This is a genomic window from Nitratidesulfovibrio sp. 1201_IL3209 (assembly GCF_036763125.1).
Taxonomy (GTDB): Bacteria; Desulfobacterota; Desulfovibrionia; order Desulfovibrionales; family Desulfovibrionaceae; genus Cupidesulfovibrio.
The window spans coordinates 18,604-45,122 of the sequence record NZ_JBAIYT010000012.1 but is presented as its reverse complement, the minus strand read 5'-3'; the positions used below and the strand labels follow the sequence as shown (position 1 = coordinate 45,122).

The window sequence follows — 26,519 nt, the reverse complement described above, 5'->3', positions numbered from 1 at the left end:
GGTATCGCTCCCAGGGGTTGTCTCTAGCTTAGGATTTTTGTTCGTTGGCAAGGAAAACGAGCCTGCCATGAGGGAATATACTCTTATCGTATTTGACCGACATGGCAGGCGAAGTTTGACGAAGCCAACGGGCAAAAAGACAAGCTAGAGGCAGCCCCTAGCCGCCGCACTCGGCAGGATCACCCTGCAACTTGTCCAGCGCATGGGCCAGCGCGGGCAGCACTGCGGCGAGGTTTTCGGCCACGGCCTTGCGGCTGCCGGGCAGGTTCACGATGACCGCCCCGCCCAGGGTGCCCGCCACGGCGCGCGAGATGACCGCATTGGGCGTCTTGACGAGGCTCGCGGCCATCATGGCCTGCTCGAAGCCGGGCAGGCGCCGTTCGATGACGGACAGGGTGGCTTCCGGCGTCACGTCGCGCGGGCCGATGCCGGTGCCCCCGGTGGTCAGGATGAGGTCGTAGCCCTGGGTCAGGGCCAGGTCCACCAGCAGGGCGCGCAGCCGCTGGCCGTCGTCGGGCAGTAGGTAGCCGCGCTCGATGCACAGCGGCATGGCCCCGCGCACCATCTCGGCGATGGTGGGGCCGCTGGCGTCCTGGCGCAGCCCGGCCGCGCCCTTGTCGGAAAGGGTCACCCAGGCCAGGGCGCGCCCCCGGCGCCGCACCGACAGTTGCAGCACCCGGCCGCCCGGCTCGTCGCGCAGGGCTTCCACGAACACGCAGGCCCCCGCATGCGCCGACCCGGAACGGGGCAGCAGGGTGCGACCCACCACCCGGAACAGGACATCGCCCGTGGAATCGTGCAGGGTGGCGCCCACGGCCAGCCCCAGCACCACGTCGGCCTGCACCGCGGCAAGCGCGGGCAGCGCCCCCGGCAGGCCCACCGGCCCGGCGGCAAGCGCGATGATGCCCCCTTCGGGCACGGGCATGGTGGCAACATCAAGCATCACGCGGTCGTCGCCCATGGCGGCCTCCCTGCATGCGTCGTGTGGCATGGACATGATTCGGACTTCCCCCCGGAGGCGCGAACGGAACGTTTGTTTTGTGCGGTCAGGGCCTGTTGGCCCTATGAGGATTTTTGTTCTCTGCCAAGGAAGAATGATTTTTTATGGAGGAAGTGCGGCAGCCGTTAGGCGAGTCTGCGAGCCTTACGGATGGCGACCGCAGCGCGTACTCTTCTCGTATTCGACCGGAATAAAAAATCATTCTGACCTCTCTGCGCACGATGCCCGTAAGGCTCGCACGCTCGCCCAACGGGCACGCTTCGCGCCCTTCGGGTCGGAAGGCAGAGGGCAAAAAGACCATAGAGGCACAGGCCCTACCGGGCGTCGGGGCGGCACAAATGCTCGCCCACCGCGCCATAGAACGCCTGCGCGGCATCCTTGCAGCCCTTGCGGGTGTGGATGGTCACCCAGGTGTCCTCGCAGTAGGCGTCCATGACGCGCAACTGCTCTTCCACGTTCAGGCTGTTCACGCCCCGGATGCAGGCTTCCTCGGACAGGTAGTGGCTGCCGCGCAGCGGAAAGCGCACCTGGGCGGCCTCGCAGCCGCGCATGCAGCCGTTGCGGGTGAGCACGCCGTACTCGTCGTCCTGCTGGCAGCGCTTCTGGCAGGCCGACAGCAACGGGTCGGTGGCCACGTGCGACAGGCCGCCGCGCGCGGCGCACCCGGCAAGCAGCAGGGCCAGCATGAGGACGGCCGGGGCAAGGGCCGGCACGAAACATCGCCGCATGGGAACCTCCGTTGAGGATGCCGCACGGCAGGGCCGTGCGTGGTCATGCACCGGTGCGGGCAGATGGACCCGGATGACTCAGCCGCGATCGAGGGCCAGCCGCAGGCCGAAGCCCACCATCAGCCCGCCCACGCCGCCTTCCAGGGCCCGCTGCACGCCGGGGCGCAGCAGCGTGGCGCGCGCCCGGTGCACGGAAACGGACAGGAACGAAAACCACAGCACGGCCACCACGGCCTGCATGCCGCCGAACAGACAGACCCGCGCAAAGGCGCCGCCCAGCGCGCCCGCCCCGGAGGCGGCAACGTCGGCCGCCATGCCTCCGGCGGCCACCACGTTGGGCAGTACCGCCAAGTAGAACACGGCCACCTTGGGGTTCAGCACGTTGCTCAGGAAACCTTCCATCCATGCCCGGCGGACGATGCCGCGCGGCGTGGCGCGCGGCATGGTGCGATAGTCGCGCCAGTGGGTCGGGGCGAAACCTTCGACGGCACCGTCCGCCGCCGCGCCATCGGCATCCACCTGTCCGCACGCAAAGGGCGCGACTGGCGCGTCATGCGCAATGGATGCCACTGGCGCACCGCCTTTCCACGCGCCGTGCAGGGCGCGCACGCCCAGCCACACCAGATAGGCGGCGCCCGCCAGGCGCACCACGTCGAACGCGGCGGCGGAATGCACCAGCACGGCGGACACGCCAAGGCCGGAACACACCACATGCACCAGCAGCCCCGACACGCAGCCGAACGTGGTGGCCACGCCGCCCCGCGCGCCCACGCGCAACGAGTTGCGCACCACCAGCATGGTGTCCGGGCCGGGGGTGACCACCAGCAGCGCGGCCAGGCCCATGAAGGCCAGAAATTCATGATGCATGACGGATCCCTCGTACCGCGTGCACCAGACGCGCAGCGGATGGGCGCGACTCTACCCGTTACGCCGGAAGGGGGCAACTGGCGACGACTGGCGGCGACTGGCGGCGACTGGGGGCACCGCTCCCCTTCCGGGGGGGTAATCGCAAGGAAAGCAACCGGGGCATCCATTGCGTGGAATGCCCCGGCAAAACCCCACGAGGAGCGGCGGTGCCTTTGCCTTTCAGAGGCCGGGCCGGGCCGCATCAAGCTGTGCCAGGCCGCAGGATTTTCGTTCTCCGGCGAGGAAGATGAGCCTTTTGCGAAGGGAGCGTGCGGCAGCCGTTACATGAGCCTTGCGAATGTTACGGATGGCGACCGCAGCGCGCTCTTCTCGTACGTGACCGGAGCAAAAGGAGAAATCTGACGCTCTGCTCTCGATGGCCGTAAGGCTCGCAAGCTCGCCTAACGGCCACGCTTCGCGCCCTTCGGGTCGGTAAGCCGGAGGGCGAAAGGACGCGGCCTGACGCGGCCTACAGGATCTGGCTCAGGAACAGCTTGGTCCGCTCATGCTCGGGCGCGGTGAAGAACCTGTCCGGCGAGCCCACTTCCAGGATGCTGCCCTGGTCCATGAACACCACCCGGTCCGCCACTTCCCGGGCAAAGCCCATCTCATGGGTGACCACCACCATGGTCATGCCCTCGCGGGCCAGGTTCTTCATGACGTCCAGCACTTCGCCCACCATCTCGGGGTCCAGGGCGCTGGTGGGTTCGTCGAACAGCATGGCCTTGGGGTCCATGGCCAGCGCCCGCGCAATGGCCACGCGCTGCTGCTGCCCGCCCGAAAGCTGGTCCGGATACACGTTGTGCTTTTCCGCGATGCCCACCTTGCGCAGCAGTTCCATGCCCTTCTTCTCGGCCTCGGCCTTGCCGCGCTTGCGCACGGTGGTCTGGGCCAGGGTCAGGTTTTCGAGCACGGTCAGGTGCGGGAACAGGTTGAACGACTGGAACACCATCCCGACCTCGGCCCGCACCTCGTTGATCTCGCAGTCGGGGTCCAGGATGTCGCGCCCCTCGATGAGGATGGAGCCCTCGTCGGCGTATTCCAGCCGGTTCAGGCAGCGCAGGAAGGTGCTCTTGCCCGAGCCCGAGGGCCCGATGATGACCACCACCTCGGCGGGGGCCACGGACAGCGAGACGCCGCGCAGGGCGTGCAGCCTGTCGGGGGTGTAGAAGAACTTGTGGACGTTGGTGGCGTTGATCATCGGATGGCCCTGCGTTCAAGGTACTGCACGAACAGCGAAAGGGTGAAGGTAAGCACGAGGTACAGCACCGCACAGACGATCCACAGCTCGAACGGCTGTAGCGACGTGGTGACCACCTCGCGCGTGGCCTTGGTCAGTTCGCGGATGGCGATGACCCCGAGCAGGGACGAGTCCTTGATCAGGCTGATGAACTGCCCGGCCAATGGCGGCATGATGCGCCGGAAGGCCTGGGGCAGGATGACCTTGCGCATGGCCTGGGCGTAGCTCATGCCCAGCGAGCGCGCGGCCTCCATCTGCCCCCGGTGCACCGACTGGATGCCCGCGCGCACGATTTCCGCCACGTAGGCCCCGGTGAACAGGGCCAGCGCCATGACGCCGTACCACAGCGGGGATATGCCGCCGAGGCCCACGTGTTCCAGCAGGGCGTTGATGAGCGTGCCCACCACGAAATACCACAGGAATATCTGCACCAGCAGCGGAGAGCCGCGGATGATCTCGATGTAGGCGATGGCGCCCCAGCGCAGCATGGGGTTGATGGAGATGCGGCACAGCCCCGTGACCACCCCGATGACGATGCCGCCGATGATGGCCAGCACGCTGACCTCAAGGGTGATCCACAGCCCTTCCAGGAGGATGCCGGGCTTGTTCAGCTGGTAGCGGCCCAGCACGTCGCCCCGGTAGGCGAAGTCGCCCTGCGAGACCAGCACCTTGCCCTCGCCGGGCAGCAGGTGGGCGTGTTCCTCGCCCGAGGCGTCGCGCACCACCACGCGGTGCTCGGCGCCCTGGCGGTCGATGATGGTGACGTCGCCCTCGGCCTCGGCGCGCACGTCCGCGGCTTCGTTCACCCAGAAGTATTGCGGCACGCGGTTCCAGCGCCAGATGTATTCCACCGACGAGGAGGCGACCCAGAAGAACGCCACCAGCGCCAGCATGGCCGCCACGAACATGGCTTTCCAGAACAGGAAGAATCCCCTGCCCTTGGGCTTGTCCAGCCCTCTGTACTGCGTCATCGTGATTCCTTTTGCTGCGCGGCCGCGCGCCCGGCACGGGTGCGGAACCGTGCGGAACGGCGGAAACGCCGGGGGGATGGCCGCGCCGGGGCGCGGCGAAAGCCGCATGGCTTCGCGCGGGCGCGGTTCCCGTCCTCCGTCTCCCCTTTCCGGGGCAGGGCAGGGAACCGCGCCCGCGCGAAGCCGTGTGGAACGTGCGCGAGGCGGGGCGGGCGGGCGCCCGCCCCTGCCTGGACTATCCTGTTATTGCACCTGCGCGCGCCACTCGGTGGACTTCATCCACTTGTTGTAGATGCGGTCGTAGCGGCCGTCGTTCTTGATCTGGCGCAGGAAATTGTCGAGGAAGTTCAGGAAGTCGGGGTCGCCCTTCTTGATGCCGAAGCCCAGCGGCTCGTAGGTGAAGGGCTTGTCCAGGTGGATGGCCTTGCCCGCGCCCTGCTCGGCCATGAACACCACGTTGAAGGGCATGTCGTACACCCAGGCGTCGGCCTTGCCGTTGATGACTTCCAGCGCGCCGTCAGCTTCCTTTTCGAAGGACTTGTACTTGGCCTTGGGCAGCATGCGCTTGGTGGCTTCCTCGCCGGTGGTGCCCAGGCGCGAGACCACGGTGTATTCCGGCTTGTTCAGGTCTTCCCAGGTCTTGACCTTGCCTTCCAGCTTCTTGCTGACGATGACCGACTGGCCGACCACGATGTACGAATCGGCGAAGTTGATGCGCAGGTTGCGTTCCTGGGTCACGGTCATGCCGCTGATGATGATGTCGAACTTGTCGCTGAGCAGGGCCGGGATCATGCCGTCGAAATCGGTGTTCACGGGCACGAACTTCACGCCCATGGCCTTGGCCAGTTCCTTGCCGAGGTCGATGTCGAAGCCGACGTAGTTGCCGTTCTTGTCGGTCATTTCGAAGGGCATGTAGCCCGCGTCGAAGCCGACGCGCAGTTCGCCGCGCGCCACGATTTCGTTGAGGGTGGACTTCTTGGCCAGCTCGATGTCGGCGGCCATGGCGGGCGCGGCGACGAGCACGGCCAGCAGCATGGCGGCCAGCAGCTTGAACAGTTTCATGCGTTCCTCCATCGGATATCGTTGAAAAACCACAACCGGCAACGCGATGCCGCGCCCCGACGCACGGCGGGCGTCGGCAATCCGCCCGAAAACGCGCGGGGCGCGGCGCGGACCCCACGGGAGCCCGCTTTGAAATTTCCGTCCCATCAAGGCGTCCCCACCGGATGGCCCGGCAATCCGGCAATCACGGCAGGCAGCCCGTTCTCCTGCACGGAGAACAAGCCGGGGGACGAAAGACCGCCGCGAGGACTAGTACTTCCCCTCGGTCAGCACTTCCTTGACGATCATCTCCACGCGGCAGTTCTCGCAGCGCGGCATGGGCTCTTCCGGCACCACGATGATGCGCGTGGTGCGGCACTTGGGGCACACGACCTCGACGAAGCCGCGCCTGTAGCGGTCCTTCAGCGGACCGTCCTTCTGGTGCCCGTCCTTGTGATGTCCATCCCTGTTCACGGCAGCAACCTCCTTCTCGCCTCCGGACAGCGCACGCCTGCCCGCGCCCCGGAAGCAGACCCGGCATATTGGGCGAGCCCCCGCGAAAAATCAAGCCCGCAGGCGTGGCCAGCCCACCCCGCGGCACGATTGCGGATGCACGTGCCGGAGCCATGCAGGCCGCCGGCCGCGGCGGTCATTCCAGCCCCAGCGCCTCCTCGGTGGCCCGCTTGCGCGCGCCGCGCTCCAGCAGATGCACCACCGACGACGCCTCGGGCAACCCGCTGCGCGACACCGCCACGATCAGGTCGCGGATACGCACGTCCTCGCGCAGCCAGGCCCGGGCCACGCTTTCGGCGTCGCGCTGGCGCGCCAGCGGGGCCAGCCAGCCCGCGCCCTCGGCATAGACGATGCGCGAGGCCGTGTGCGCGGCCACCAGCGCGTACTGGTGGCGCAACGGGATGCGCTCGAATATCCGCTCGGGAAAGCGCTCCACCAGCACCGGCGGCAGGTAGCCCAGCAGCACCTGGCGCAGGGCCGGGTCGGCCTCCACCGGTTCGCCGCGCGCCACCAGCGCCGCGTACAGCGCATCCGCCACGGCGTTCATCTCCAGCGAGATGTCCACGGATATCTCGTGCAGGGCCTTGCAGCCGTCGCAGCGGCGTATCTCGGCCAGCAGCAGGCGCGCCTCGTCGCGCGCGCGCACCCGCAGGATGTCCAGCACCTCGGCCACGAAGCGGTCCTTGTGGGCGATGAACTCCTCGTCGGTCATGACCAGGCCCCCCAACACCTCGTACGAGGAGCAGATGACCCCGGTCTTGTTGGCCGACGAGCCGTGCACCACCAGCACCCCCCGCTCGGCCAGGCGCTTGCGCGCATCGGGCGCCACGAACAGGTTGGCCCCCTCGATGACCGCGCGCGCCGTGGGCACCCCGCCCCGGTCGAAGAAGTCGTGCCAGTTGCGGGTGTTGATGGTGTCGGGCCGCCCCCCGGCGGGGATGAAGATGTCCGCGTGGGCGGTGTTGTGCAGGGTGTCGCGGCGGCGCACCCCTTCCGGGGTGTCGGCCGTGACCACCCACGCCCCCTCGCCGCGCAGCCGCGCCGGATCGAAGGCGCTGATGCTGCGCTGCACGTCGGCAAGGCGGAGCAGTTCGGCCGGGTCCAGCCCGTCCGGGTCCCAGGCCCCGCCGTGCCCGTCGCTTACGGCCACGACGCGCGCGTTGTCGCCGTAAGCCTCGAACATCAGGCGCATCAGGTTGCCCGCCACGTCGCCCTTGGGGCCGCCGGTGATCTTCACCGTGAACGGCTGGGAGAAGGGATCGATGCCGAGATGGCGCAGCATTTCCTCCGCGAAGACCATCACCCCGATGCTGGTGACGCCGTACTGCTTGTGGTTGATGCCCGCCCCGGCCTTGGAGCTCATGAACGCCGAGGGCCAGCGGTAGCCGCGCTGGCGGGCGCGATCCACCATCCAGGCGATGTGCGCGGGCTGGATGTTCTCGTCCGGGCCGCAGTAGATGATCTCCTCGCGGCCAAGGTAGTCCACCACGCCGGGCAGGGCCGGGGTGTCCTGGCCGGGCAGGACCACGTCCAGCAGCGAGTTGATCACCGAGGCCACGGCCAGGCCCACGTCGCCCAGGGGTTCCAGCAGGATGACCGCCTTGGCGCCGCCCTCGGGGATGTCCTTGTTCTTGACCTGCTGCGCGTAGGCCAGCCGCCGCACCTCGTCGTACAGGCGGTTCGATTCCAGTTCGAACTGTTCCTGGGTGCGGGTGGGCACCACGCGCACCCCGCCGCGCGCCATGTCGCGGTAGCGGATGTGGAAGCCGAGGCCCCCCGGCGTGTGGAAGAAGAAGGTGCCGAAAGGCAATTCCTCGCCCTCCTGGCGGTAGGCGGGCGGCAGGAATTCCGGGTCCAGCCGGAAGGACAGGCCGTAGATGGTGTCCAGGAAGTAGTTGGTGCGCAGCACGTGGCGGAAGAAGCGCTGGATCATCAGCAGCACGGCGCGTTCGCGCTCGTCGGCCACCCCGTTCACGGCGTCGGCGGCGTCGGCCTCCAGCCTGCGGGCCGCCGCCTCGCGGTCGCCCAGCGTGGGGTCGAAGCGGGCCTCGAACCAGTCCACCAGCGCGGCGGTCTCGGCCCGGCGGGCCAGCACGATGCGCACCACGTTCTGGGTGCTGAAGGCCCACTGGTTGTCCTTGGCCAGGAACACGTGGGCGAAGCCGCAGGCGGCCTGCAACAGCATGATGCGCTTGATGGGCCAGGATTCCTCGTCGGCCAGGATTTCCAGTTCGTGCGGGGCGAACCACTTCACCAGGCGCAGCTTCTTGCGCAGGTTCTGCCACAGGGCGGAATCGTCCAGGATCAGGTCGCCCTTGTGCGAGACGTAGAAGCTCATGATGGCCGTCTCGCCGGAGGCGTCGGAGAAGGTGTCCGCGTAGGCGCGGTGCACGGTGATGTCCAGGCGGCGCATGATCCTGGCGATCTGCAGCAGCAGGCCCGTGGCCGGGGGATGGCGCATGGCCACCACGATGCGCGTCTCGCGCCGGACGTCGCAGGGCTCGGCCGACAGGGACGCCCCTTCCGGAGCCACCGGGGCGCCGGGCGCGGAGCACTGCTCGATGAGCAGCCCGGTGTCGTCGCCGCCGCCGATCTCGCGCAGCAGCCGGAAATGGCGGGCCGCCCGCACCGGGTCGAACTTTTCCGCGTATTCCGCGTTGGCGGAGGCCAGGAACGCGGCAAAGGGCGCAAGGTCCGTCTCCGGCAGTTCACCGCTGGCGCGCATGGCGTCCAGAGCGGCGCCGAACAGGCCGTCGCCGTCGGCGGTGCGCAGGCTGCCCGCGCGGGGCTGCGGGGCCAGCAGGAATTCGTTCAGCCCCAGCTGCCCGTCGGCCGTGGTGTAGATGCGCGCGGTTTCGATGTGCTCGCCCAGCAGCCCGGCCAGAATGCCGTGCAGGTCGCGCGAGGCGGATGGGGAAATGTAGGTGATCTTGCGGCCGTCGGGGCTGGCCAGGCGCACCGCGTGGTTGTCCGTGACCACCCGGCCGGAAATGATGGCCTGCAGGTGGTGCACCTGCTCGGTCACCGAATGGGTGCGCAGGTAATAGTCCGGCATGTTGGCAAAAAACCACGGCACCACCTGATCGGCAATGCCGCCAAGCCCGCCCTTGACGAGCGAGAGCGCTTCTTCCACTCCTTTGGCGTGGGACTCGGCCATGGGATATCCTCCGGCGCGGGCAGTTTGCCGCTCAGGATAGCGCAATGGTCCGCCGTGGCAACCGTTTTCTACGGCCCGACGTGGTTGCCGTCGGTACCACCATGGACGGACCGCCCGCACCGCTTGCCAAGCCCGGCCCCAGCGGCCACAATGCGCGCATCATATTCCCACGGGAGAGCATCACATGACCACGAAAAACGGTACCCGCGCGCCCGGTTCCGCATCGGACTCCGCAGCGGACTCCGCATCGGACTCCACTGGCGCCGCCTATACCCGCAGCCAGGACCAGACCGGGCACCTGCGCACGCTGGGCGTGAAGGCCGACTATCCCCATGCCGGACCCGGCCCGCACATCCTGGAGGCCTTTCCCAACAACTTCCCGGACCGGCCGTACATCGTGAGCATCGGCTTTCCGGAATTCACCTCGCTGTGCCCGGTGACCGGCCAGCCCGACTTCGCCACCATCGTCACCGAGTACATCCCCGACCGGCTGTGCGTGGAATCCAAGAGCTTCAAGCTGTACATGTTCGCCTACCGCAACCACCAGTCGTTCATGGAGACCATCACCAACACCGTGCTCGACCACATGACCGAGGCCCTGGACCCGCTGTGGTGCCGGGTGAAGGGCCTGTTCACCCCGCGCGGGGGCACCCACCTGCACGTGTTCGCCGAGCGCTTCAAGCAGGTGGAGGCGGAACGCGCGGCCATGGTGCGCGAGATGGTTTCGGAGTGGAAGCGCGAGAGCGGGCGGCACACGGCATAGCGCCGCGCCAAGGCCGAAGAAGCAGGAGCAGGGAAGAAAAATACGGGAGGGCACCATTAACATGGTGTCGTCACGAGCAGAATTTTTGTTCTCTGCCAAGGAAGAATGCCCTTTTGCGACGGGAGTGCGGCAGCCGTTAGGCGAGTCTGCGAGCCTTACGGCTGGCGACCGCAACGCGCTCTTTCTGTACTCGACCGGAGCAAAAGGGCATTCTGACGTGGGCAGAGGGCAAAAAGACGCTCGTGGCGACACCATCTAGTCGCTGAGGCCCGGCAAAACCACCAACACCTCGTAGCGCTCCTCGTCGCGGTCGAAGGTGGTCCGGCCGATGACCTTGAAGCACTGGTGCGTGTAGATGATGTCGAAGATCCGCTCCAGGTCGCGGCCGTTCTCGATGTCCACGCGGTATTCGCCGCCCACGCTCCACGGCCCCCACACGGCGGCGTCGCCGCGCAGGTACAGCGAGTTGATGTCCCTGGCGCGCGACCTGCGGTACTCGTCGATCTGGGCACGCCAGTTGTAGCCCATGGTCAGCCTGCCGCGATCGGGATCCATGAGCGACAGGCTATGGTCGTGCTGGGTGGAATCGCCGGTATAGGGCGACCAGGCGGTGACGCTGCGCCACGACAGCCAGGCCACCGGGAAGTATTCCACCTCGGCCCGATAGTCGAGCACCGGCCGGCGTTCGTAGGTGTCCAGGTCGTCGTCGCGGTTGGCCTCGCGGATGTCGTAGCCGCTCTGCAACTTCAGGCGCAGGAACTCCAGGTAGTCGGTGGCCAGGCTCGGCTCCGCCTCCCCTTCGTCGTTGGCCTTCATCTGCACCACCTCGCGCTTGCGCGTGAACACGTTGGTTATGGAATAGACCAGTTCGTTGCGCGCGCCGATGCGGTCGTCATCGTCGTAGCGAGGGTTGTCCTGCTGGTCCACCAGCGGAAGGTTGTTGTACTCCACGCGCGGCTGCACCGCATGGCGGATGCCGGTCCAGCGGCTCTGCCCCGCCTGCTCGGCCGACAGCGTGAGCGGCGCGCCCTCCAGGTGGTAGACGCGGGCGAATTCGGTGGAGGCCGCCACGTTGTAGTCGGGCAGGGTGCGCCCCTCGCCGGAGGAGTCGCCGCCGTCGCCGGGCAGGCTTTCACGGCGCTCGGTGTCGTACACGGTCTGGCGCAGGCCCACGGTGGAGATCACCGAGCCGTACTTGCCGTTCACCGGCAGCACCAGTTGCGGATGCACCTCGTGCCGCGCGCCCTGGGTGCCGTTGCGGCGGTGGAAGTACACCGACTGGGCCGAGGCCTGCACTTCCAGCGGCAACCCCTCGAACAGGGCGCCCCGGTGCAGGTACACGTCGGCCTCGGGCAGGCGCTGGGGCAGGGAGTCCTCCGAGTAGCGGCGGTTGCCGTTGCCCAGTTCCGGATCCTGGTCGTACCGGCCGCCCAGGGCCACGGACACGCGGTCCCAGTCGCGGGTCAGCATGACCTGGCTGGTGCGGTAGCGGTCGCGTTCGTTGATGTCCCGGCCGAACAGTTCGAACAGGTTGTCGCGCGAATCGCCGAACCCGCCCAGCCCCCGCTTGAACTCGCGCAGGTAGTTCTGGTCGGAGACGAAGTCCAGGTCGCCCTTGAGCCGCCAGCGCGGGTCACCCAGGCGCGTCTCGAACATGCCGCGCAGCCAGTACCGCTCGTGGTTGGTGCGGATCAGGCCGTCGTTGCTGTCGATGGGGTCGTCGCCGTCGCTGTCCACCACCTCGTTGTCGTACAGCCAGTCGAAGCGCAGCCAGGTGGTCTGGTCGGTGGTGGGCCGGGAGCGGTACTCCACGCCGTGCATGAACCCGCGCTCGGACATGAAGTATTCGTTCAGGGTCACGTCGCTGGTTTCGTCCAGCACCCAGTAGTACGGCTGGTTGTAGTAGAACCCGTCGCGCGAGCTGATGCCGTACTGCGGCATCAGGAAGCCCGACTGGCGGGTGCGCTTGGCGGGCATGACGAAATAGGGGGAATAGGCGACGTCGTTGTCCTTCACCTGGAAGCTGGAGCGCCACAGGCGGGCGTAGCCGTCGATCTCGACCACGGCCTCCTCGGCGGTCAGCGCCCAGGCCGGGGTGTCGCCGTCGCACACGGTGATCTTGGCGTTGGTGAAGGTGTAGAGGTCGCCCCAGTTCTTGTCGATGCGCTCGCCCGCGAAATAGGCGTGGGGGTCGCCCATGAAGATGCGGCCGTTCTTCAGCCAGCCGGTGCGGCTGCGCAGGTCGAACTCGGCCTCTTCGGCGGCGATGTCGTCCTTGCCGAAGTGCACCTCGACGTTGCCCTTCAGGTACACCCAGTTGGTGGTGGAGTAATAGCGGATGTAGTCGGCCTTCAGGTAGTCCTTGCCGCGCCGCAGGGCCACGCGGCCCTCGGCCTCGATGATCTTGCTGTCGTTCTGCGAGGTGACGGAGTCCGCCGTGAGGTTCCAGGTCACCTCGCGGTCGTCCTCGGTGCGCATTTGCAGCACGTTGGGCTGCGCCTGCTGGGCGTGCGCCCCGCCCGCGAACAGGATGCCGGAAAGCAGCAGGAACACATATGCCGCGAACCCGGCGAGCGGGCGGAATCTGCCGTCTGTCATGCGCGGTCCGGATCATCCGGGCAGGCGCCCGGTTTATGAAGTCACGTGGGTCTCCGGTCCCCCGGCGCGGCGTGTCGCACCTGGCGCATCGGGCGCGGCGGGGACGTCGAAGATGTTGAATGTCGCGGCGCGAGGGGGTACAACCGCTCCCTGCACAATACCGGGACCGCAGTCGTTTACCATAACTTTCCCGGCAGGAAAAGCCGCCGGGGGTCCTCCGTCCCGGCGCCTGCCCGTTCCCCTTCCCGAGCCGGCGCCGGATTCCCCGGCCGGCCCCGAGCATGGAGCCCGCATGACCATCGCCTACAACAAGCTGTCCGTCCGCGTGCGCCTTGGCGCGCTGCGCCGTAATTTCCAACGGCTGCGCCGCATGGCCCCCGCCGCCATGCCGGTGATCAAGTCCGACGCGTACGGCCACGGCCTCATGCCCGTGGCCCGCGCGCTGGAAGCCGCCGGGGCCGACGCCTTCGCCGCGGGCACCGTGGGCGAAGGCGTCCAACTGCGCGACGGGGGCATTCCCGGCCGCATCGTGGCCCTGCTGGGCGCGACGGACGCCGCCGACGCCGAATGCTGCGCCGCCCGGTCCATCGTGCCCGCCGTGTATTCCGCGGACCAGCTGGAAATGCTGGCCAGCCGCGCCGCACCCGGCCAGCAGGTGGACATCGCCCTCAAGTTCGACACCGGCATGGCCCGCCTGGGCTTCACCGAGGCCGACCTGCCCGTCCTGCTCGACCGGCTGCACGCCCGGCCCATGCTGCGCCCGGTGCTGGCCATGTCGCACCTGGCCGTCTCCGACGACCCGGAGCGGTCCGACTTCACCCGGCGGCAGGGCGAAACCTTCGCCCGCATCCTGTCCGCGGTGCGCGCCGACTGGCCCGCCGTGCAGGGTTCGCTGGCCAACTCGGCCGCGCTGCTGGCCCATCCGGAACTGCACTTCGACGTGCAGCGCCCCGGCATCGCCCTGTACGGCTCCAACCCCCTGCGGGGCACCGCCCAGGCTCGCCACGGGGACGGGCTGGAACCGGCCATGGACGTGGCCGCGCCCATCCTGCAGGTGCACCCCCTGCCCGCCGGGCGGTCCATCAGCTACGGGCGCACCTTCACCGCCCCGCGCGACATGACCGTGGCCATCGTGGCCACCGGCTACGCCGACGCCTACAGCCGGGGACTTTCCGGCAGGGGGGCCATGACCGTGCACGGCCGCCGCGTGCCCGTCCTGGGCCGGGTGTGCATGCAGATGACCGCCGTGGACGTGTCGGACGTGCCCGGCGTGGCCGCCGGGGATGCGGCCCACCTGCTGGGCGGCCCCGGCGAAGCCCTGACGCCCGACGACCTGGCCGACCTGTGGGGCACCATATCCTATGAAGTGCTCTGCCTGCTGGGCCTGAACCCGCGCACCCACGAGGAATAGGCGCACGGCGGGATGCCATCCCGGCCAGGGGGACCAGGGACAGGCCGACACTGCCGGGACTGGACTGAACTGGCCGGAGCTGGTCTGAGATGCTCCGAGCTGGCCCGAGTTGGCCGGAATCTCCCGGAACCGTCCCCGGCGCGACCGGCCGGGCGCGGACCCTCCCCGCCCGGCCTTGTCCCGCGCCGCCAACAGGGTTGTTGACACCCGGGCGGCCTGCGACTATAGACCCTGTTTCTGCCTTGCTCGCCCCCACGTGAGGGGCGGGCCAAAGCCCACAAGGAGGAATCCCATGAGGAAGTTTGAAACGCTGCTGCTCCTTTCCCCGGAGCTGGCCGCGGATGCCCGCGAGGCGCTGCTCGGCACCCTCACCGGCGTCGTCGAGCGTGAACAGGGCAAGATGGTCGCCGCCGACCACTGGGGCATGCGCGACCTCGCCTACCCCGTGCAGAAGCACATGCGCGGCTACTACGTGCGCCTCGAATACCTCGCCCCCGGCGAGGCCGTGGCCGAAGTGGAACGCAACATCCGCATCTCCGACGGCATCTTCAAGTTCGTTACCGTCAAGCTGGCCGACGCGGTCGAGGAGGTTGCGTAACATGGCCTTCAAGAAGAAGTTCACCCCGCGCCGCAAGTTCTGCCGCTTCTGCGCCGACAAGGACCTGCCCCTCGACTACAAGCGCGCCGACATCCTGCGCGACTTCATCACCGAGCGCGGCAAGATCATCGCCCGCCGCATCACCGGCACCTGCGCCCATCACCAGCGTCTGCTCACCCGTGAAATCAAGCGCGCCCGTCAGATGGCCCTCTTGTTCTACACCGCGGGTCACTCCAGCGACGTCAAGAAAAAGAGCCAGATCTAGGAGGATGGGATGAAGCTGATCCTTCGTGCTGACGTTGAAAACCTGGGCCGCCTCGGCGACGTGGTGGTGGTGAAGCCCGGCTTCGGCCGCAACTTCCTGCTGCCGCAGGGCCTGGCCATGCTGGCCTCCGATGCCAACCTGAAGGCGTTCGAACTGGAGCGCAAGAAGCTTCAGGCCAAGATGGACGCCCTGCGCACCGCAGCCTCCGACCTGTCCGCCAGGATCGCCGCCACCGAACTGGTGATCCCCGTTCGCGTGGGTGAAAACGACAAGCTCTACGGTTCCGTCACCACCGCCATCATCGGCGACGCGCTGGCCGAAAAGGGCGTGGACATCGACCGTCGCCGCATCCTGCTCGACGCCGCCATCCGCACCCTGGGCACGCACGAGGTGCGCGTCCGCCTGCACGCCGACGTGGTGGCCACCCTGAACGTCAAGGTCGTTGCCGAAGACAAGGTGAGCGATGCCGCAGAACCCGTCGTGGACGCCGAGCCGGAAACCCCGGCCGAATAGCCGCACCGATTCCGACGCCGCCTCCGCCTACCAGGGCGGGGGCGGCGCTCCCGATCCGACGGAACGCGCTTCCGCCGATCTGTTGCGCCGAGTCCCCCCGCACAGCACCGAAGCCGAACAGGCCGTGCTCGGGGGGATTCTGCTTCGCAACTCGGTGCTGCATTCCGTGGTCGACACCCTGCGGCCGGAAGACTTCTACCTGCCCGCCCACCAGCAGATCTACGACGCCTGCCTGGAACTGTACCGGCGCAACGCCCCCATCGACCTCGTGACCATGGCGGAATACCTGCAATCGCAGAGCCGCCTGGAAGGGGTGGGCGGGGCCGTGTACCTTGCGGAACTGGCCCAGTCCACCATCAGCGCCGCCAACGCCGAGCACTACTCCACCATCGTGCGCGACAAGTCGCTGCTGCGCTCGCTGATCGGCGCGGGCTCCGAGATCATCAGCAACTGCTACGACGCCTCGCGCGAGGTGCAGAAGCTGCTGGACGAGTCGGAGCAGGCGGTGTTCGCCATCTCCGAGCGGGTCAGCGGCAAGATGTTCCGCAGCGCCAAGGAGATGGTGAACAAGGTCTTCGAAGACCTGGTGAAGCGCTGCGACCGCAAGGAAGTGGTCACCGGCGTCACCACCGGCTTCGTGCAACTGGACCAGATGACCTCGGGCCTGCAACAGTCGGACCTGATCATCGTGGCCGCGCGCCCCTCCATGGGCAAGACCGCCTTCGCCCTGAACATGTGCCTGCGCGCCGCCGTGAACCAGAACGTGCCCGTGGCCGTGTACTCCCTGGAAATGTCCATGGAGCAGCTGGTCATGCGCATGCTCTGCTCGCTGGGCAAGGTGGACCTGTCCAAGGTGCGCAAGGGATTCCTGGACGACGAGGACTGGCAGCGCCTGTACCACGCCGCCGACGTGCTCTCGCAGGCGCCCATCTACATCGACGACACCCCCGCCATCACCACCCTGGAACTGCGCGCCCGCACCCGCCGCCTGAAGGCGGAACGGGGCGTTGGCCTGGTCATGGTGGACTACCTGCAATTGATGCGCTCCGCCCGCCGGGTGGATTCGCGCGAACTGGAAATTTCGGAAATCTCGCGCTCGCTGAAGGCCCTGGCCAAGGAACTGAACATCCCGGTCATCGCCCTGTCGCAGTTGAACCGCAAGGTGGAGGAGCGCACCAACAAGCGCCCCATGCTTTCGGACCTGCGCGAATCGGGCGCCATCGAGCAGGACGCCGACGTGATCATGTTCATCTACCGCGACGACGCCTACAACAAGCGCGACGACAACCCGCGCAAGGGCATCGCGGAAATCATCATCGGCAAGCAGCGCAACGGCCCCGTGGGCGTGGCCGAGCTTGCCTACCTGCCCTCGTACACCGCATTCGAGGATTTGACGTTCGTCCCGCCACCGCCCTCGGAGGGGTATGGGGATTAGGGGTGGATGGGTGGATGGTTTGTTGAGAAGAGAAGATGAAGCGATAAGATGAAGAGTGTTGCGGGGCTACCGGAAGGCGGCCCCGTTTTTTGTTTGGGGGATGGGGAGGGGTAGTGCACGGTTGCACCCGGCTTCTACGAAGACAGTCCCGCCCCTTTGGCTACCCTCGATTTCGTTATGTCTCCGACGGACAGGGGGCCGCTAAGCGGCGGCCCCCTGTACCCCCGCGCTCCGGGGGCTCCGCCCCCTGGTCCCCCGTGTCGTCATGCACCGCATTCCATCGCCGGGCAGCTTCCCTGCGGCGCTGGCGCGCCTTGGGCAATCTGCCCGGCTGAATGCGATGTGCGCAAGGCTCTCGGTGGCACGGCGAAGGGTGGGTGCCTTTTATTTCACGCTTCCTGCGGCGCGCATCCGCGACGCCGGAGCTTCCGCCTCGCAAAGCCTCGGCGGTGATCTCCGGCTGCGGCTGCGTATTGCCGCATGTCAGGCTGCTCCCACTGAAACAACAGTCCAGCCTTCTCCTCTTGTCAACAATCAGTCACGGAAAACAAGCCCACGTACCTATCAAATTGCGTTCATAACCGAATTCGCCAGCGTGTCTGCGATATCTAACTTGGACTGTTACAGATAGCCAATAGCCCGATGAGAAGCGTCAGCCCGTTCACAGACAACGTACCGTGCGTAGAAGCGTATGCCGCCGGGCTTTGACGGCGGCATATGCGTCGCAACGGGGGCGAAGGTAAAGGCACCCGAGCGTTGCCATACCACCGGGAGTGTTGCGCGCATTGGCGGCACCGGCGGCAGATCGCCCGGAGGCGCCTTGCGCCGGAGGGAAGCTGCCGCCGAAGGGACGCCGCGCATGAAACGTTGGGGGTCCAGGGGTGGCGGAGCCCCCCTGGAACGCGGGGGTGCAGGGGGTGTTCGTTACAACACCCCTTGCCCGCCGGAGGCATAACGAAATCGAGCGGGCTCAACAGGGCACGACTGTCTTCGTAGAAGCCGGGTGCAACCGCGCACTACTCCCACCGCGCCCCGCGCTCACCCCCCCTGCTACTGCAACCCCAGATTGACCCTGCTCCCCCCGCCCTTGGCCGCGTCGCCCTCCGCACCGGCGGCGGGCGCAACCTTGGCCCCGGACAGGAACACCCGCTCGCCCAGCGCGGGCTCCAGTTCCAGCAGCTTGTCCCGTACCGCCTTGGCCCGCGCGGTGGCCAGTTCCTTCAACGCTTCCGGCGTCACCTCGTAATGCTCCTTCAGCGCGGCCTCCATCACGTCAACAGGTTGTGATTTCGTAAAACCGACCACGTTGCGCGGCTTGTCGAAGGGCGCGTCCTTGTACACGTCCTCCAGCAGGTCCTCGTATTCGTCCTTGTCGATGGTCACGTCGTCCACGTTCACCCGCGCCCGCTCGGAACGCGACAGCGAGGCGTGCTTGGCCTCGCGCAGTGCGCGCAGCAGGGCCTGTTCCTTCAGGCCGCGCGTGTCGCCGTCCGGCTCGGCCGCGCCCTGCACCTCCAGCTTCAGGCGCGGACGCTGGCGCAACACCTCGACCACGGCGCGCAGATCCTTTTCCGCCGCCTCATTCAGGGTGGCCACGCCGGGCGCGAACTCGACGTAGCGCATGTCCTTGCCGCCGGAGCCCAGGCTGAGCACGCTGCCCACCAGGGCGAAAGGCGAGGTGACCACCTTGACCATCAGGTTCAGCACCGCCTGCATGATCACCCCGCCAAGGCGGAATTCCGGGTCGTCCAGCCGTCCCTTGACGGGCAGGCGCAGGTCCACGTTGCCGCTCATGTCCTGCAACAGGGCCAGGCCCAGCTTCACCGGGTAGTTGGGCGCGTCGGGCCGGTTGTCCTTGCTGCCCAGTTCGATCTGGCTGAGGGTGAAGTGGTTTTCGGCGTCCAGCACCCAGTTTTCCGCCTTCACGGCCACGTCGGCGGAAAAGCGTCCGTGCTCCACGGGATAGGCGATGTACTGCACCGAGTAGGGCGACAGGGGCACCAGGTCCAGCCCGGACATGGTGAAACGCATGTCCGCGAACACCGGATGGATGAACGGATTCACCGTGCCGCCCACCAGCACCGGCACCCCTTCGATGCCCGCGCGCAACTGCACCTCGGCCCGCGAGGCCGGGTCCAGCGAAACGCCGGAGATGCGGCCCTCGATGTCCGACATCTCGGCGGCGTAGGCCGGGGACATGCGCTCGTCGCGGAAGCGCAGCGCGCCGCCGGAGATGGACAGGCTGCCCACCTCCAGCGTGGTGAACGGCCCGGCGTTGGGACGGGCCGCCACTTCGTCGCCGGATGAAGGGGACGGACCGGACGCGCCCGCACCCGACGGGGGGGACGGGGGCGGCGGCGACGCGGCATCCGTGGCCGGGCTGGCCGGAACGGCGGCAGGGGCCGGAGTGTCGGCCGCCTGGGCCTTGGAGTCCTTCTCCGCCTGCGCAGCCTGCGCCGCCGGGGGCTTTGCCCCCATGGCCCGGCTGATGCTGGTGGAGCCGTCCTTGAACACCATTACCGAGAGTCTAGGCCGTTCCAGCCCCACCTCCTGCACACGCAGGGAAAGATCGCCCGAGGGCTGCTGCCCGAAGCGCAGCCCGCGCACCGAGAACCGCCGCAGCGAGGCCAGTTCCTGCTTGCCCCCGGCCAGCTTCAGCGACAGGTTGTCCAGCCGGGCCGCGCCCTCCACATTCACTTCCAGCGCCGGTTCCGCCTGAGCGGATGCGCGGCGCGCCCTGCCCGCCGGGGGAGCCTGCTCGCGCAGGGCCACCTTGAGTTCCGACGACACCTCTCCGCTGCCGAACAGCAGATCGGTCACCTCGCCCAGGTACGGGTCCAGCGGGCGCAGATCCACCTTGGCCAGTTTGCTGTCCACGGTCATGTGCAGCGGCTGCGCCGTGCCCTTGGCCTTGATGGCGATGGTGCCCTGCTTCTGCCAGCGCGCACCGAAATCCACGTCCAGCGGCGCGCCGCGCTGCGGCGACAGCGGGCCGGTGACCAGACGCATCCCCTCCAGGGTGAGCACGCCCGCATCCTTGGGCTGCCGGTCCTCGAAGGTCACGCGGCCCTCGTCCATGCGCAGCGAGGCCACGGTCACCTTCCACTCCGGCGCTTCCGGCGTGGCGGCGGGTTTCTGCGGCGCGGTGCGCGAGGCCCCGCGCGCCGCCGGGCGTTCCTGGCCCTTGCCCCGTGCGGATCGGGCGGTGGCGGGCCGGGACTTGGCGGGTTCGACCTTGGCGGACTCCGCCGGGGCCGGTCCCCCCGCCAGCGCGGCAAGGTCGATGACGCCGTCCTTGCCGCGCACCACCCGGACATCGGGCTTCGTCAGCGTCACCGGGCCCACGGCCACGGTGCGCGCCGCGAGGTCCACCGAGGTGTCGGCCACCTCCAGCCTGCCGAGGCTCACCGAAGGCTGCTTCTGCCCGGCCAGCGACCCGACCAGCGACAGGGACAGTCCGGACACCTGCACCGCGCCCTTGCGTACCACGAGGCCGGGAGCATCCGGCGTGGCCAGCGAAAGTTCGATGTCGCCCTGCGCGCCCGCCGCCCCGGCGTCCAGCGACAGGGGCAGGGCCTGGGCCACGTAGCCCCGCACAGGCGCCAGCGGCAGGTCGCGCGCGTCCAGGCGCAGGGTCACGCCCAGCGGTTCCAGGGTCACGTTGCCCTCCGCCTTCAGCGTGCCTGCGCCCGGCTTGTCCGGGGCGCCGGGCTTGGCGGCGTCACCTGTCGCGCCGCCGCCGTCCATGCGCAGCGAGGCGGTGAACGCACCGCCGCCCTTGGGATTCTGCGTGCCGCCAGGCGTGGCGAAGTCGGTCAGGGTCACGTCGAGGCCGCTCAGGCGCACCACCGCGCCGCCCGGCACCGAGGCGTCCTTCCAGACCACCGTGGCATCGCGCAGCCCCAGGGTGCGCACGTTGACCACGAAGGGCGGATCGTCCTTAACAGGAGCAGGGACCGGAGCCTGGGCCGGGGCGGCGGCGGCCGCGCCCGGCGCGGCGGAGCCCGTGTCCGACATGTCCACTGGCGCATTGGCGGCCGCCGGTCCATTCTGCTTCTTTTCGGCCTGCGTGGCCCCGGCCTGCGTCGGGACCTGCCGCTTTCCGCCCGCCGGGGCCACGAAGCCCATCCAGTCGATGGAGCCGTCGGCCAGACGCCCGGCCCGGGCCAGCAACCCGTCCAGGTCCACCCGGCGCACGTCCACATGCCGGTCCAGCAGCGAGAATTCCTCCACCTCCACCACGCCCGAGGTCAGCCCCAGCACCGCCTCCTTGCCGTCGGGCGCGTTGACGCGCAAATCCTTCAGGGTCACGGAACCCGCCAGACCGAATTCCACGTCCCGCTTGTCGGGCTGTTCCACCACCAGTTTCAGGTTCACGCCCAGCCGCCCGGATTCCAGGCGCAGCGGCGTGAACGCGGCCAGATATTCGCGGTACTGGGTCAGGTCCACCTCGTCGGTGACCACGTCGAACTCGGTGCGCAGGTGTTCGGCAAAGGGCAGCAGCCGCCCCTGCACGGTCAGCGCCTTGCCGTCCACCGTGGCGTTGAGGCTGGGGGTGATGGTGCGCTCGCGGTCGCGCTCCATGGTGGAAGTGAACGGCACCACGAACTGCAATTCGGTGATGGTGTGGATGGTCTTGAGCGGCGCGTCGTGGAAGATCACCGTGCCGTTGACCACCTCGAAGTCGCTGGCCGCAAAGGGGAACAGCGGCCTGTCCGTGTCGTCGGCGCGGTCCTTCCTGCCCCCCTCGCCATCTTCGTCCGGGGGAATGAATTCCGAGAAGGAATAGCGCCCGTCGCCGAAATGGGCCACGTACACCACCGGGTTCACCAGACGCACGTAGGCCAGCACCGGCGCAAGGCGCAACGCGGCGGAAAGGCCGGGCGAGAACTCCAGCGCGTCGAAGGTCAAAATGTCGCCGTCGCCCGTGGGGTTGGGCACGCGCACGCCCTGAATGGACAGCGCCCACGAATAGGGGTTGAAGCGCACCTTTTCCACGGTGCAGCGCACCCGCAGCTTGTCGGACAGCTGGTCCTCCAGCACGCCGCGCAACAGCGGCGGCATGGCCAGCCCGGCCAGCACGCCCCATGCGGCGACGATGCCCACGAGCGTGTACGTCCAGCGACGCACCCGCCGCAAACCCCACCACCCCTTGCCGCGCGATGCAATGGCGGCAGGCGACCACCCCGACGAACTCTTTTCCGGCTTCGCGTCCATATCCGCTCCATGCCCGAGGATTGACGGTTCTGCCAACACCATAGAATAATTGCGCCCCCATGAGAAGGGGTGTGCGCCACAACGCGGGACAACCCTACCCCACGGCGCGGTCCCCATGGCGCAACGGCAGCGCCACGGCACGCGGGGCGCGATACGCCGGAGGCTGCGCGGACCAGACGCGAAAACGCCGCCCCGGCGGACCGGAGCGGCGTGAGGATGCGATGAGAATGCTCTGCGAAAACGCGGCGTTGCGCGAATGGCCCGGCGGCGGGGCTACCCCCCGCTCGCCGTGACGGTCAGGCGCAGGAAGCGCTTCTTGCCCAGCTTGACCACGTAGTTGCCGGGGGCCAGGGGGGCCAGGGCCTCGTCGCAGCGCACGCCGTCCACGGACAGCGCGCCTTCCTTGATCAGCCGCTTGGCCTCGCCGCGCGACTTGACCAGGCCCGCCGCCTCCAGGAACACCGGCGGGGTGCTGTCCTCGCCGTGGGCGCAGGCGTGTTCCGGCGCGTCGTCGGGCACGCCGCCGCCGGCGAACACGGCGTTGAAGCCCTGGCGGGCCTCGGCGGCCTTGTCCTCGCCGTGGTAGCGGGCGGTGATCTCGAAGGCCAGGTCTTCCTTCACGGCCTTGGGGTGGGCCTGCCCGGTTTCCACGCGGCGCCGCAGGTCGGCGATGTCCTCCAGCGAGCGGGCGGAGATCAGTTCGTAGTAGCGCCACATGAGCTCGTCGGACACGGACATGACCTTGCCGAACATGTCGGACGGCGGCTCGTCGATGCCCACGTAGTTGCCGAGGGACTTGGACATCTTCTTCACGCCGTCCAGCCCTTCGAGAAGCGGCACGGTGAGGATGCACTGCGGCTCCTGCCCGTACTGCGACTGGAGCGTGCGGCCCACGAGCAGGTTGAACTTCTGGTCGGTGCCGCCCAGTTCCACGTCGGCGCGCAGGGCCACGGAGTCGTACCCCTGCACCAGCGGGTACAGGAATTCGTGGATGGCGATGGCCCGCCCCTCGCGGTAGCGCTTCTCGAAGTCGTCGCGCTCCAGCATGCGGGCCACGGTATAGCGCGAGGCCAGGCGCACGAAGTCCGCCGCCGAGAAGGCGTTCATCCAGCGCGAGTTGAAATCCACCTCGGTCTTTTCCGGGTCCAGGATCTTGAAGACCTGCTTCTTGTAGGTCTCGGCGTTTTCCAGGATCTGTTCCGGCGTCAGCGGCGGGCGGGTGTCGGAGCGGCCGGAAGGGTCGCCGATCTGGCCCGTGAAGTCGCCGATCAGGAAGATGACCGTGTGGCCCAGTTCCTGGAAATGGCGCAGCTTGTGGATGAGCACCGTGTGGCCGAGGTGCAGGTCCGGCGCGGTGGGGTCGAAGCCCGCCTTGACGCGCAGCGGCGTGCCGCGCGCGATCTTCTTGCGCAGTTCGGCCTCGTCGATGAGTTCGGCCATGCCGCGCTTGATGCGTTCCAACTGGGTGTCGATGTCGATCATGGTCTGCAACCCCTCTGCATGGTATCGGGACGGTCTTCCAGAGATGGCGGGCGGTGTCAACCGGATAGGGGGCCGCTGGGGGCGGCGGGGCCGGCGTTCAGGGGGAATCGGGATAACTGGGGGAATCCGGAGAACCGGGTGAACCGGAGGAGCCGGGCGTATCCGCCCCGCCGGGCAGTTCCGCCGCCGGGCAGGCCACGCGCAGCGCGCGGATGGACCGCGCCCTGCCGGTGGCCGCGTCCACGTCCAGCAGCACGCCGTTCAGCGAGCCGCGCCCCGTGGCCGGGCGAAAGCGCTGCGGCAGCCGGGTCAGAAAGCGGTCCACGATGACCTTGTGGTCCATGCCCAGCACCGAGGCCTCCACCCCGCACATGCCCGCGTCGGTGAGGTAGGCGGTGCCGCCGGGCAGCAGCATGGCGTCGGCGGTCTGCACGTGGGTGTGCGTGCCGATGACCGCGCTGACGCGGCCATCCAGGAACCAGCCCAGGGCCTTCTTTTCGCTGGTGGCCTCGGCGTGGAAATCGACCAGCCTGACGGCCGGTGCGCCCTCCTCCGCCTCCAGCCGGGCCAGCAGGGTTTCCGCCGTGCGGAAGGGGCAGTCCAGCGGGTCCATGTAGGTGGTGCCGCACAGGTTCAGCACGGCCAGACGATGGCCGCCCGGCAGGTCGTACACGCCAAGGCCGCGCCCCGGCGCGCCCGCCGGGTAGTTGGCGGGCCGCAGCAGGCGCGGTTCCTTGTCCAGCGGGCCGTACAGGTCGCGGTGCTTCCAGACGTGGTTGCCGGTGGTCAGGATGTCGATGCCCATGCCGAGCAGTTCGCGCAGGGTTTCCGCCGTCAGGCCGATGCCGCCGGAGGCGTTCTCGCCGTTGGCCACGACCACGTCGGCCGCGTGCTCGCGCCGCAGGGCGGGCAGCAGTTCCTTCAGGACCTGTCTGCCCGACTTGCCCACGATGTCGCCGAAGAAGAGGATGCGCATGGATGGTTCCGCTCGTCAGATCAAGTAGGCATCATGCTCTGAACCTGCGATGAGCCCCTCCGCCCGCGCGGGGATGCGCACCAGCGCGTGCGCCCCGGTGAGCGTGCGCAACAGGCCGGACTTGCCCAGCAGCGGCACGGCCAACGGCGGGACGGCATCGCCTCCGGCGTCTCCCCCGATACCCTCATGATCGCACGGCGCGGCTTCGATGCGTACCCGCACCCAGTCCTCGCGCCCCTGCCGCGAGGCCACGTTGCGCGCCAGGCGCACCCGGCGCGCGGGCCACAGCGAACGGTCGAAGGCGTCGGCCCGGCCGGAAAGATGGTGCAGGAAGGGCACCCCCAGCACGAACATGACCACCTGGGCCGAGGTCACCTGCCCCGGCAGACCCCACACCGCGCGGCAGCCGCCGTCTTCCCCAGGCACGCGGGCAAGAATGGTCGGCTTGCCGGGGCTGATGGCCACGCCGTGGGCCAGCAGTTCCGCCCCTTCGATGCGCGACAGGGCAGCCACGGTCAGGTCGCGCACGCCCACGGAACTGCCGCCGGACAGCAGCACCACGTCGGCGTCGCGCAACCCCTCGCGTAGCGCCGCCTCCAACGCGTCCAGTTCGTCGGGCACGATGCCCAGGCAGCGCGCCTCGCACCCGGCCCGGCGCACCAGCGCGGCCAGGGTGTGGCTGTTCACGTCGCGCACCTGGCCGGGCCGGGGCGTGGCCTCCGGGGGCACCAGTTCGTCGCCGGTGGAGATGACGACCACGCGCGGCGCCCGGTGCACGCGCACCCCGGTGGCGCCCACGGCGGCCAGCATGCCCACTTCCTGCGGGCGCAGCCGGGTGCCCGTCACGAGGGCGGGCGCGCCCGCCATGGCGTCCTCGCCGCGCAGCATCACGTTTTCGCCGGGGGCCACGGCGCGGCGCATCTCGACGGTGGAGGCCCCCAGTTCGTGGGTGTGCTCCACCATGATCACCGCGTCGGCGCCTTCGGGCATGACCCCGCCGGTGACGATGGCGGCGCAGCGGCCAGGGGCCACGGCAAAGGCGGCGGGGTGCTCGATGTCCACCCGGCCGTCGCATTCGAGATAGGCGGGGCTGGTTTCCGTGGTCCCGAACAGATCGGCGGCGCGCACGGCGTAGCCGTCCATGCCCGCGCGGTCGGTGAGGGGCAGGTCTTCGGCGGCGATGACGTCGGCGGCCAGCACGCGGCCGTCGGCGTGGTGCAGCTCCACGGGCTCCGTGCCCAGCGGCGGAAAGGCGCGCAAGAGATCGGTGAACGCCTCCACCGAAAGGACGTTGAAGAATCCGGTCATGGTCACGGGTGATTCCTTTTCCTGACACGCGCGGGGCGGGCAACACCGCCACACGCGAAATGAACCGCACGGCCGCGCCGCCCCCAGCGGCGGCGACGGCTGGCGTGAACACCTCTCCTACCCCGCGCGGGCGTTGCGGGCAAGGGAGACGCCGCGCACGGAAATCCGCTCCGGGCGATTGACACGCTTTCGATGAACGGCTACATCAAATACATACGATTTAAAAAATCGTAACACCGACCCGCACGGTGTGCTCCGCAAGAGAGCTACGCACCCCTCCCGCCCGCGCCCCCGTCGTTCCCGCCGACGGGGGCGCGCCGCTTGGCGCCCTTCCCCGCCCGGGCCGCTTGACACCCCCACCACCCCGGCGTAGGCAGGATGCTCCTCATTTTCGGAG

19 protein-coding genes are annotated in these 26,519 nt (G+C 68.5%); 6 read left to right on the top strand and 13 right to left on the bottom strand.

The window, feature by feature from the left end:
- Positions 1-157: 157 nt before the first annotated feature.
- The 8 genes from V6B97_RS07710 to V6B97_RS07675 form a co-directional block, all read right to left on the bottom strand.
- A complete protein-coding gene (locus V6B97_RS07710; RefSeq protein ID WP_333505919.1) occupies positions 158-961 on the bottom strand; it encodes a MogA/MoaB family molybdenum cofactor biosynthesis protein in 804 nt (267 codons plus the stop codon).
- A 353-nt stretch (positions 962-1,314) separates the two neighbouring features.
- A complete protein-coding gene (locus V6B97_RS07705) occupies positions 1,315-1,728 on the bottom strand; it encodes a hypothetical protein (protein ID WP_333505918.1) in 414 nt (137 codons plus the stop codon).
- A 78-nt stretch (positions 1,729-1,806) separates the two neighbouring features.
- Positions 1,807-2,595, bottom strand: a complete 789-nt coding sequence (locus V6B97_RS07700; protein WP_333505917.1) for a LysE family translocator — start codon at positions 2,593-2,595, stop codon at positions 1,807-1,809.
- 508 nt (positions 2,596-3,103) lie between these two features.
- On the bottom strand, positions 3,104-3,835 hold the full coding sequence (locus tag V6B97_RS07695; RefSeq protein WP_333505916.1) for an amino acid ABC transporter ATP-binding protein: 732 nt from the start codon (positions 3,833-3,835) through the stop codon (positions 3,104-3,106).
- The gene (locus tag V6B97_RS07690; protein ID WP_333505915.1) at positions 3,832-4,845 is read right to left on the bottom strand and encodes an amino acid ABC transporter permease; all 1,014 of its coding nucleotides are present in this window, start codon (positions 4,843-4,845) and stop codon (positions 3,832-3,834) included. The genes V6B97_RS07695 and V6B97_RS07690 overlap by 4 nt, the downstream gene beginning before the upstream one ends.
- Positions 4,846-5,088: 243 nt before the next feature.
- Positions 5,089-5,907 carry a transporter substrate-binding domain-containing protein gene (locus tag V6B97_RS07685; RefSeq protein ID WP_333505914.1) on the bottom strand — a complete coding sequence of 273 codons (819 nt, stop codon included), beginning with the start codon at positions 5,905-5,907 and terminating at the stop codon, positions 5,089-5,091.
- Between the two features lie 249 nt (positions 5,908-6,156).
- Positions 6,157-6,360 carry a hypothetical protein gene (locus V6B97_RS07680; RefSeq protein WP_333505913.1) on the bottom strand — a complete coding sequence of 68 codons (204 nt, stop codon included), beginning with the start codon at positions 6,358-6,360 and terminating at the stop codon, positions 6,157-6,159.
- 175 nt (positions 6,361-6,535) lie between these two features.
- Positions 6,536-9,556: an NAD-glutamate dehydrogenase domain-containing protein gene (locus V6B97_RS07675; RefSeq protein ID WP_333505912.1), complete on the bottom strand. Its 3,021-nt coding sequence runs from the start codon at positions 9,554-9,556 to the stop codon at positions 6,536-6,538.
- Between the two features lie 184 nt (positions 9,557-9,740).
- Between V6B97_RS07675 and queF the strand changes: the two genes are divergently transcribed.
- Positions 9,741-10,319 carry a preQ(1) synthase gene (gene queF, locus V6B97_RS07670; protein ID WP_333505911.1) on the top strand — a complete coding sequence of 193 codons (579 nt, stop codon included), beginning with the start codon at positions 9,741-9,743 and terminating at the stop codon, positions 10,317-10,319.
- A gap of 255 nt (positions 10,320-10,574) precedes the next feature.
- On the opposite strand, the gene V6B97_RS07665 is transcribed toward queF, so the two are convergent.
- Positions 10,575-12,917 (bottom strand): LPS-assembly protein LptD, encoded by a 2,343-nt coding sequence (locus V6B97_RS07665; RefSeq protein ID WP_333505910.1) that lies wholly within the window; start codon positions 12,915-12,917, stop codon positions 10,575-10,577.
- 292 nt (positions 12,918-13,209) lie between these two features.
- On the opposite strand from V6B97_RS07665, the gene alr reads away from it, so the two are divergent.
- The 5 genes from alr (at position 13,210) to dnaB (ending at position 17,139) form a co-directional block, all read left to right on the top strand.
- Entirely contained in the window at positions 13,210-14,328 is a 1,119-nt protein-coding gene (alr, locus tag V6B97_RS07660) for an alanine racemase (protein WP_333505909.1), read from the top strand.
- Between the two features lie 292 nt (positions 14,329-14,620).
- On the top strand, positions 14,621-14,926 hold the full coding sequence (rpsF, locus tag V6B97_RS07655) for a 30S ribosomal protein S6 (RefSeq protein WP_012612483.1): 306 nt from the start codon (positions 14,621-14,623) through the stop codon (positions 14,924-14,926).
- Between the two features lies 1 nt (position 14,927).
- Entirely contained in the window at positions 14,928-15,191 is a 264-nt protein-coding gene (gene rpsR, locus V6B97_RS07650; RefSeq protein WP_007523772.1) for a 30S ribosomal protein S18, read from the top strand.
- A 9-nt stretch (positions 15,192-15,200) separates the two neighbouring features.
- Entirely contained in the window at positions 15,201-15,704 is a 504-nt protein-coding gene (gene rplI / locus V6B97_RS07645) for a 50S ribosomal protein L9 (RefSeq protein ID WP_333505908.1), read from the top strand.
- The gene (gene dnaB / locus V6B97_RS07640; RefSeq protein WP_434754936.1) at positions 15,655-17,139 is read left to right on the top strand and encodes a replicative DNA helicase; all 1,485 of its coding nucleotides are present in this window, start codon (positions 15,655-15,657) and stop codon (positions 17,137-17,139) included. The genes rplI and dnaB overlap by 50 nt, the downstream gene beginning before the upstream one ends.
- A gap of 1,050 nt (positions 17,140-18,189) precedes the next feature.
- On the opposite strand, the gene V6B97_RS07635 is transcribed toward dnaB, so the two are convergent.
- The 4 genes from V6B97_RS07635 to V6B97_RS07620 all read right to left on the bottom strand — a co-directional run bounded on the left by V6B97_RS07635 (position 18,190) and on the right by V6B97_RS07620 (position 26,122).
- Positions 18,190-22,356, bottom strand: a complete 4,167-nt coding sequence (locus V6B97_RS07635) for a DUF748 domain-containing protein (protein WP_333505906.1) — start codon at positions 22,354-22,356, stop codon at positions 18,190-18,192.
- Positions 22,357-22,629: 273 nt separating this feature from the next.
- The gene (gene tyrS / locus V6B97_RS07630; protein ID WP_333505905.1) at positions 22,630-23,838 is read right to left on the bottom strand and encodes a tyrosine--tRNA ligase; all 1,209 of its coding nucleotides are present in this window, start codon (positions 23,836-23,838) and stop codon (positions 22,630-22,632) included.
- A 97-nt stretch (positions 23,839-23,935) separates the two neighbouring features.
- Positions 23,936-24,814, bottom strand: a complete 879-nt coding sequence (locus tag V6B97_RS07625; protein ID WP_333505904.1) for a TIGR00282 family metallophosphoesterase — start codon at positions 24,812-24,814, stop codon at positions 23,936-23,938.
- Between the two features lie 15 nt (positions 24,815-24,829).
- A complete protein-coding gene (locus V6B97_RS07620; RefSeq protein WP_333505963.1) occupies positions 24,830-26,122 on the bottom strand; it encodes a molybdopterin molybdotransferase MoeA in 1,293 nt (430 codons plus the stop codon).
- Positions 26,123-26,519 lie beyond the last annotated feature (397 nt).

Coding starts and splice junctions, on each gene's coding strand:
- V6B97_RS07710 (WP_333505919.1), bottom strand. CDS start 961: ATGGGCGACGACCGCGTGATGCTTGATGTTGCCACCATGCCCGTGCCC.
- V6B97_RS07705 (WP_333505918.1), bottom strand. CDS start 1,728: ATGCGGCGATGTTTCGTGCCGGCCCTTGCCCCGGCCGTCCTCATGCTG.
- V6B97_RS07700 (WP_333505917.1), bottom strand. CDS start 2,595: ATGCATCATGAATTTCTGGCCTTCATGGGCCTGGCCGCGCTGCTGGTG.
- V6B97_RS07695 (WP_333505916.1), bottom strand. CDS start 3,835: ATGATCAACGCCACCAACGTCCACAAGTTCTTCTACACCCCCGACAGG.
- V6B97_RS07690 (WP_333505915.1), bottom strand. CDS start 4,845: ATGACGCAGTACAGAGGGCTGGACAAGCCCAAGGGCAGGGGATTCTTC.
- V6B97_RS07685 (WP_333505914.1), bottom strand. CDS start 5,907: ATGAAACTGTTCAAGCTGCTGGCCGCCATGCTGCTGGCCGTGCTCGTC.
- V6B97_RS07675 (WP_333505912.1), bottom strand. CDS start 9,556: ATGGCCGAGTCCCACGCCAAAGGAGTGGAAGAAGCGCTCTCGCTCGTC.
- queF (WP_333505911.1), top strand. CDS start 9,741: ATGACCACGAAAAACGGTACCCGCGCGCCCGGTTCCGCATCGGACTCC.
- V6B97_RS07665 (WP_333505910.1), bottom strand. CDS start 12,917: ATGACAGACGGCAGATTCCGCCCGCTCGCCGGGTTCGCGGCATATGTG.
- alr (WP_333505909.1), top strand. CDS start 13,210: ATGACCATCGCCTACAACAAGCTGTCCGTCCGCGTGCGCCTTGGCGCG.
- rpsF (WP_012612483.1), top strand. CDS start 14,621: ATGAGGAAGTTTGAAACGCTGCTGCTCCTTTCCCCGGAGCTGGCCGCG.
- rpsR (WP_007523772.1), top strand. CDS start 14,928: ATGGCCTTCAAGAAGAAGTTCACCCCGCGCCGCAAGTTCTGCCGCTTC.
- rplI (WP_333505908.1), top strand. CDS start 15,201: ATGAAGCTGATCCTTCGTGCTGACGTTGAAAACCTGGGCCGCCTCGGC.
- dnaB (WP_434754936.1), top strand. CDS start 15,655: ATGCCGCAGAACCCGTCGTGGACGCCGAGCCGGAAACCCCGGCCGAAT.
- V6B97_RS07635 (WP_333505906.1), bottom strand. CDS start 22,356: ATGGACGCGAAGCCGGAAAAGAGTTCGTCGGGGTGGTCGCCTGCCGCC.
- tyrS (WP_333505905.1), bottom strand. CDS start 23,838: ATGATCGACATCGACACCCAGTTGGAACGCATCAAGCGCGGCATGGCC.
- V6B97_RS07625 (WP_333505904.1), bottom strand. CDS start 24,814: ATGCGCATCCTCTTCTTCGGCGACATCGTGGGCAAGTCGGGCAGACAG.
- V6B97_RS07620 (WP_333505963.1), bottom strand. CDS start 26,122: ATGACCGGATTCTTCAACGTCCTTTCGGTGGAGGCGTTCACCGATCTC.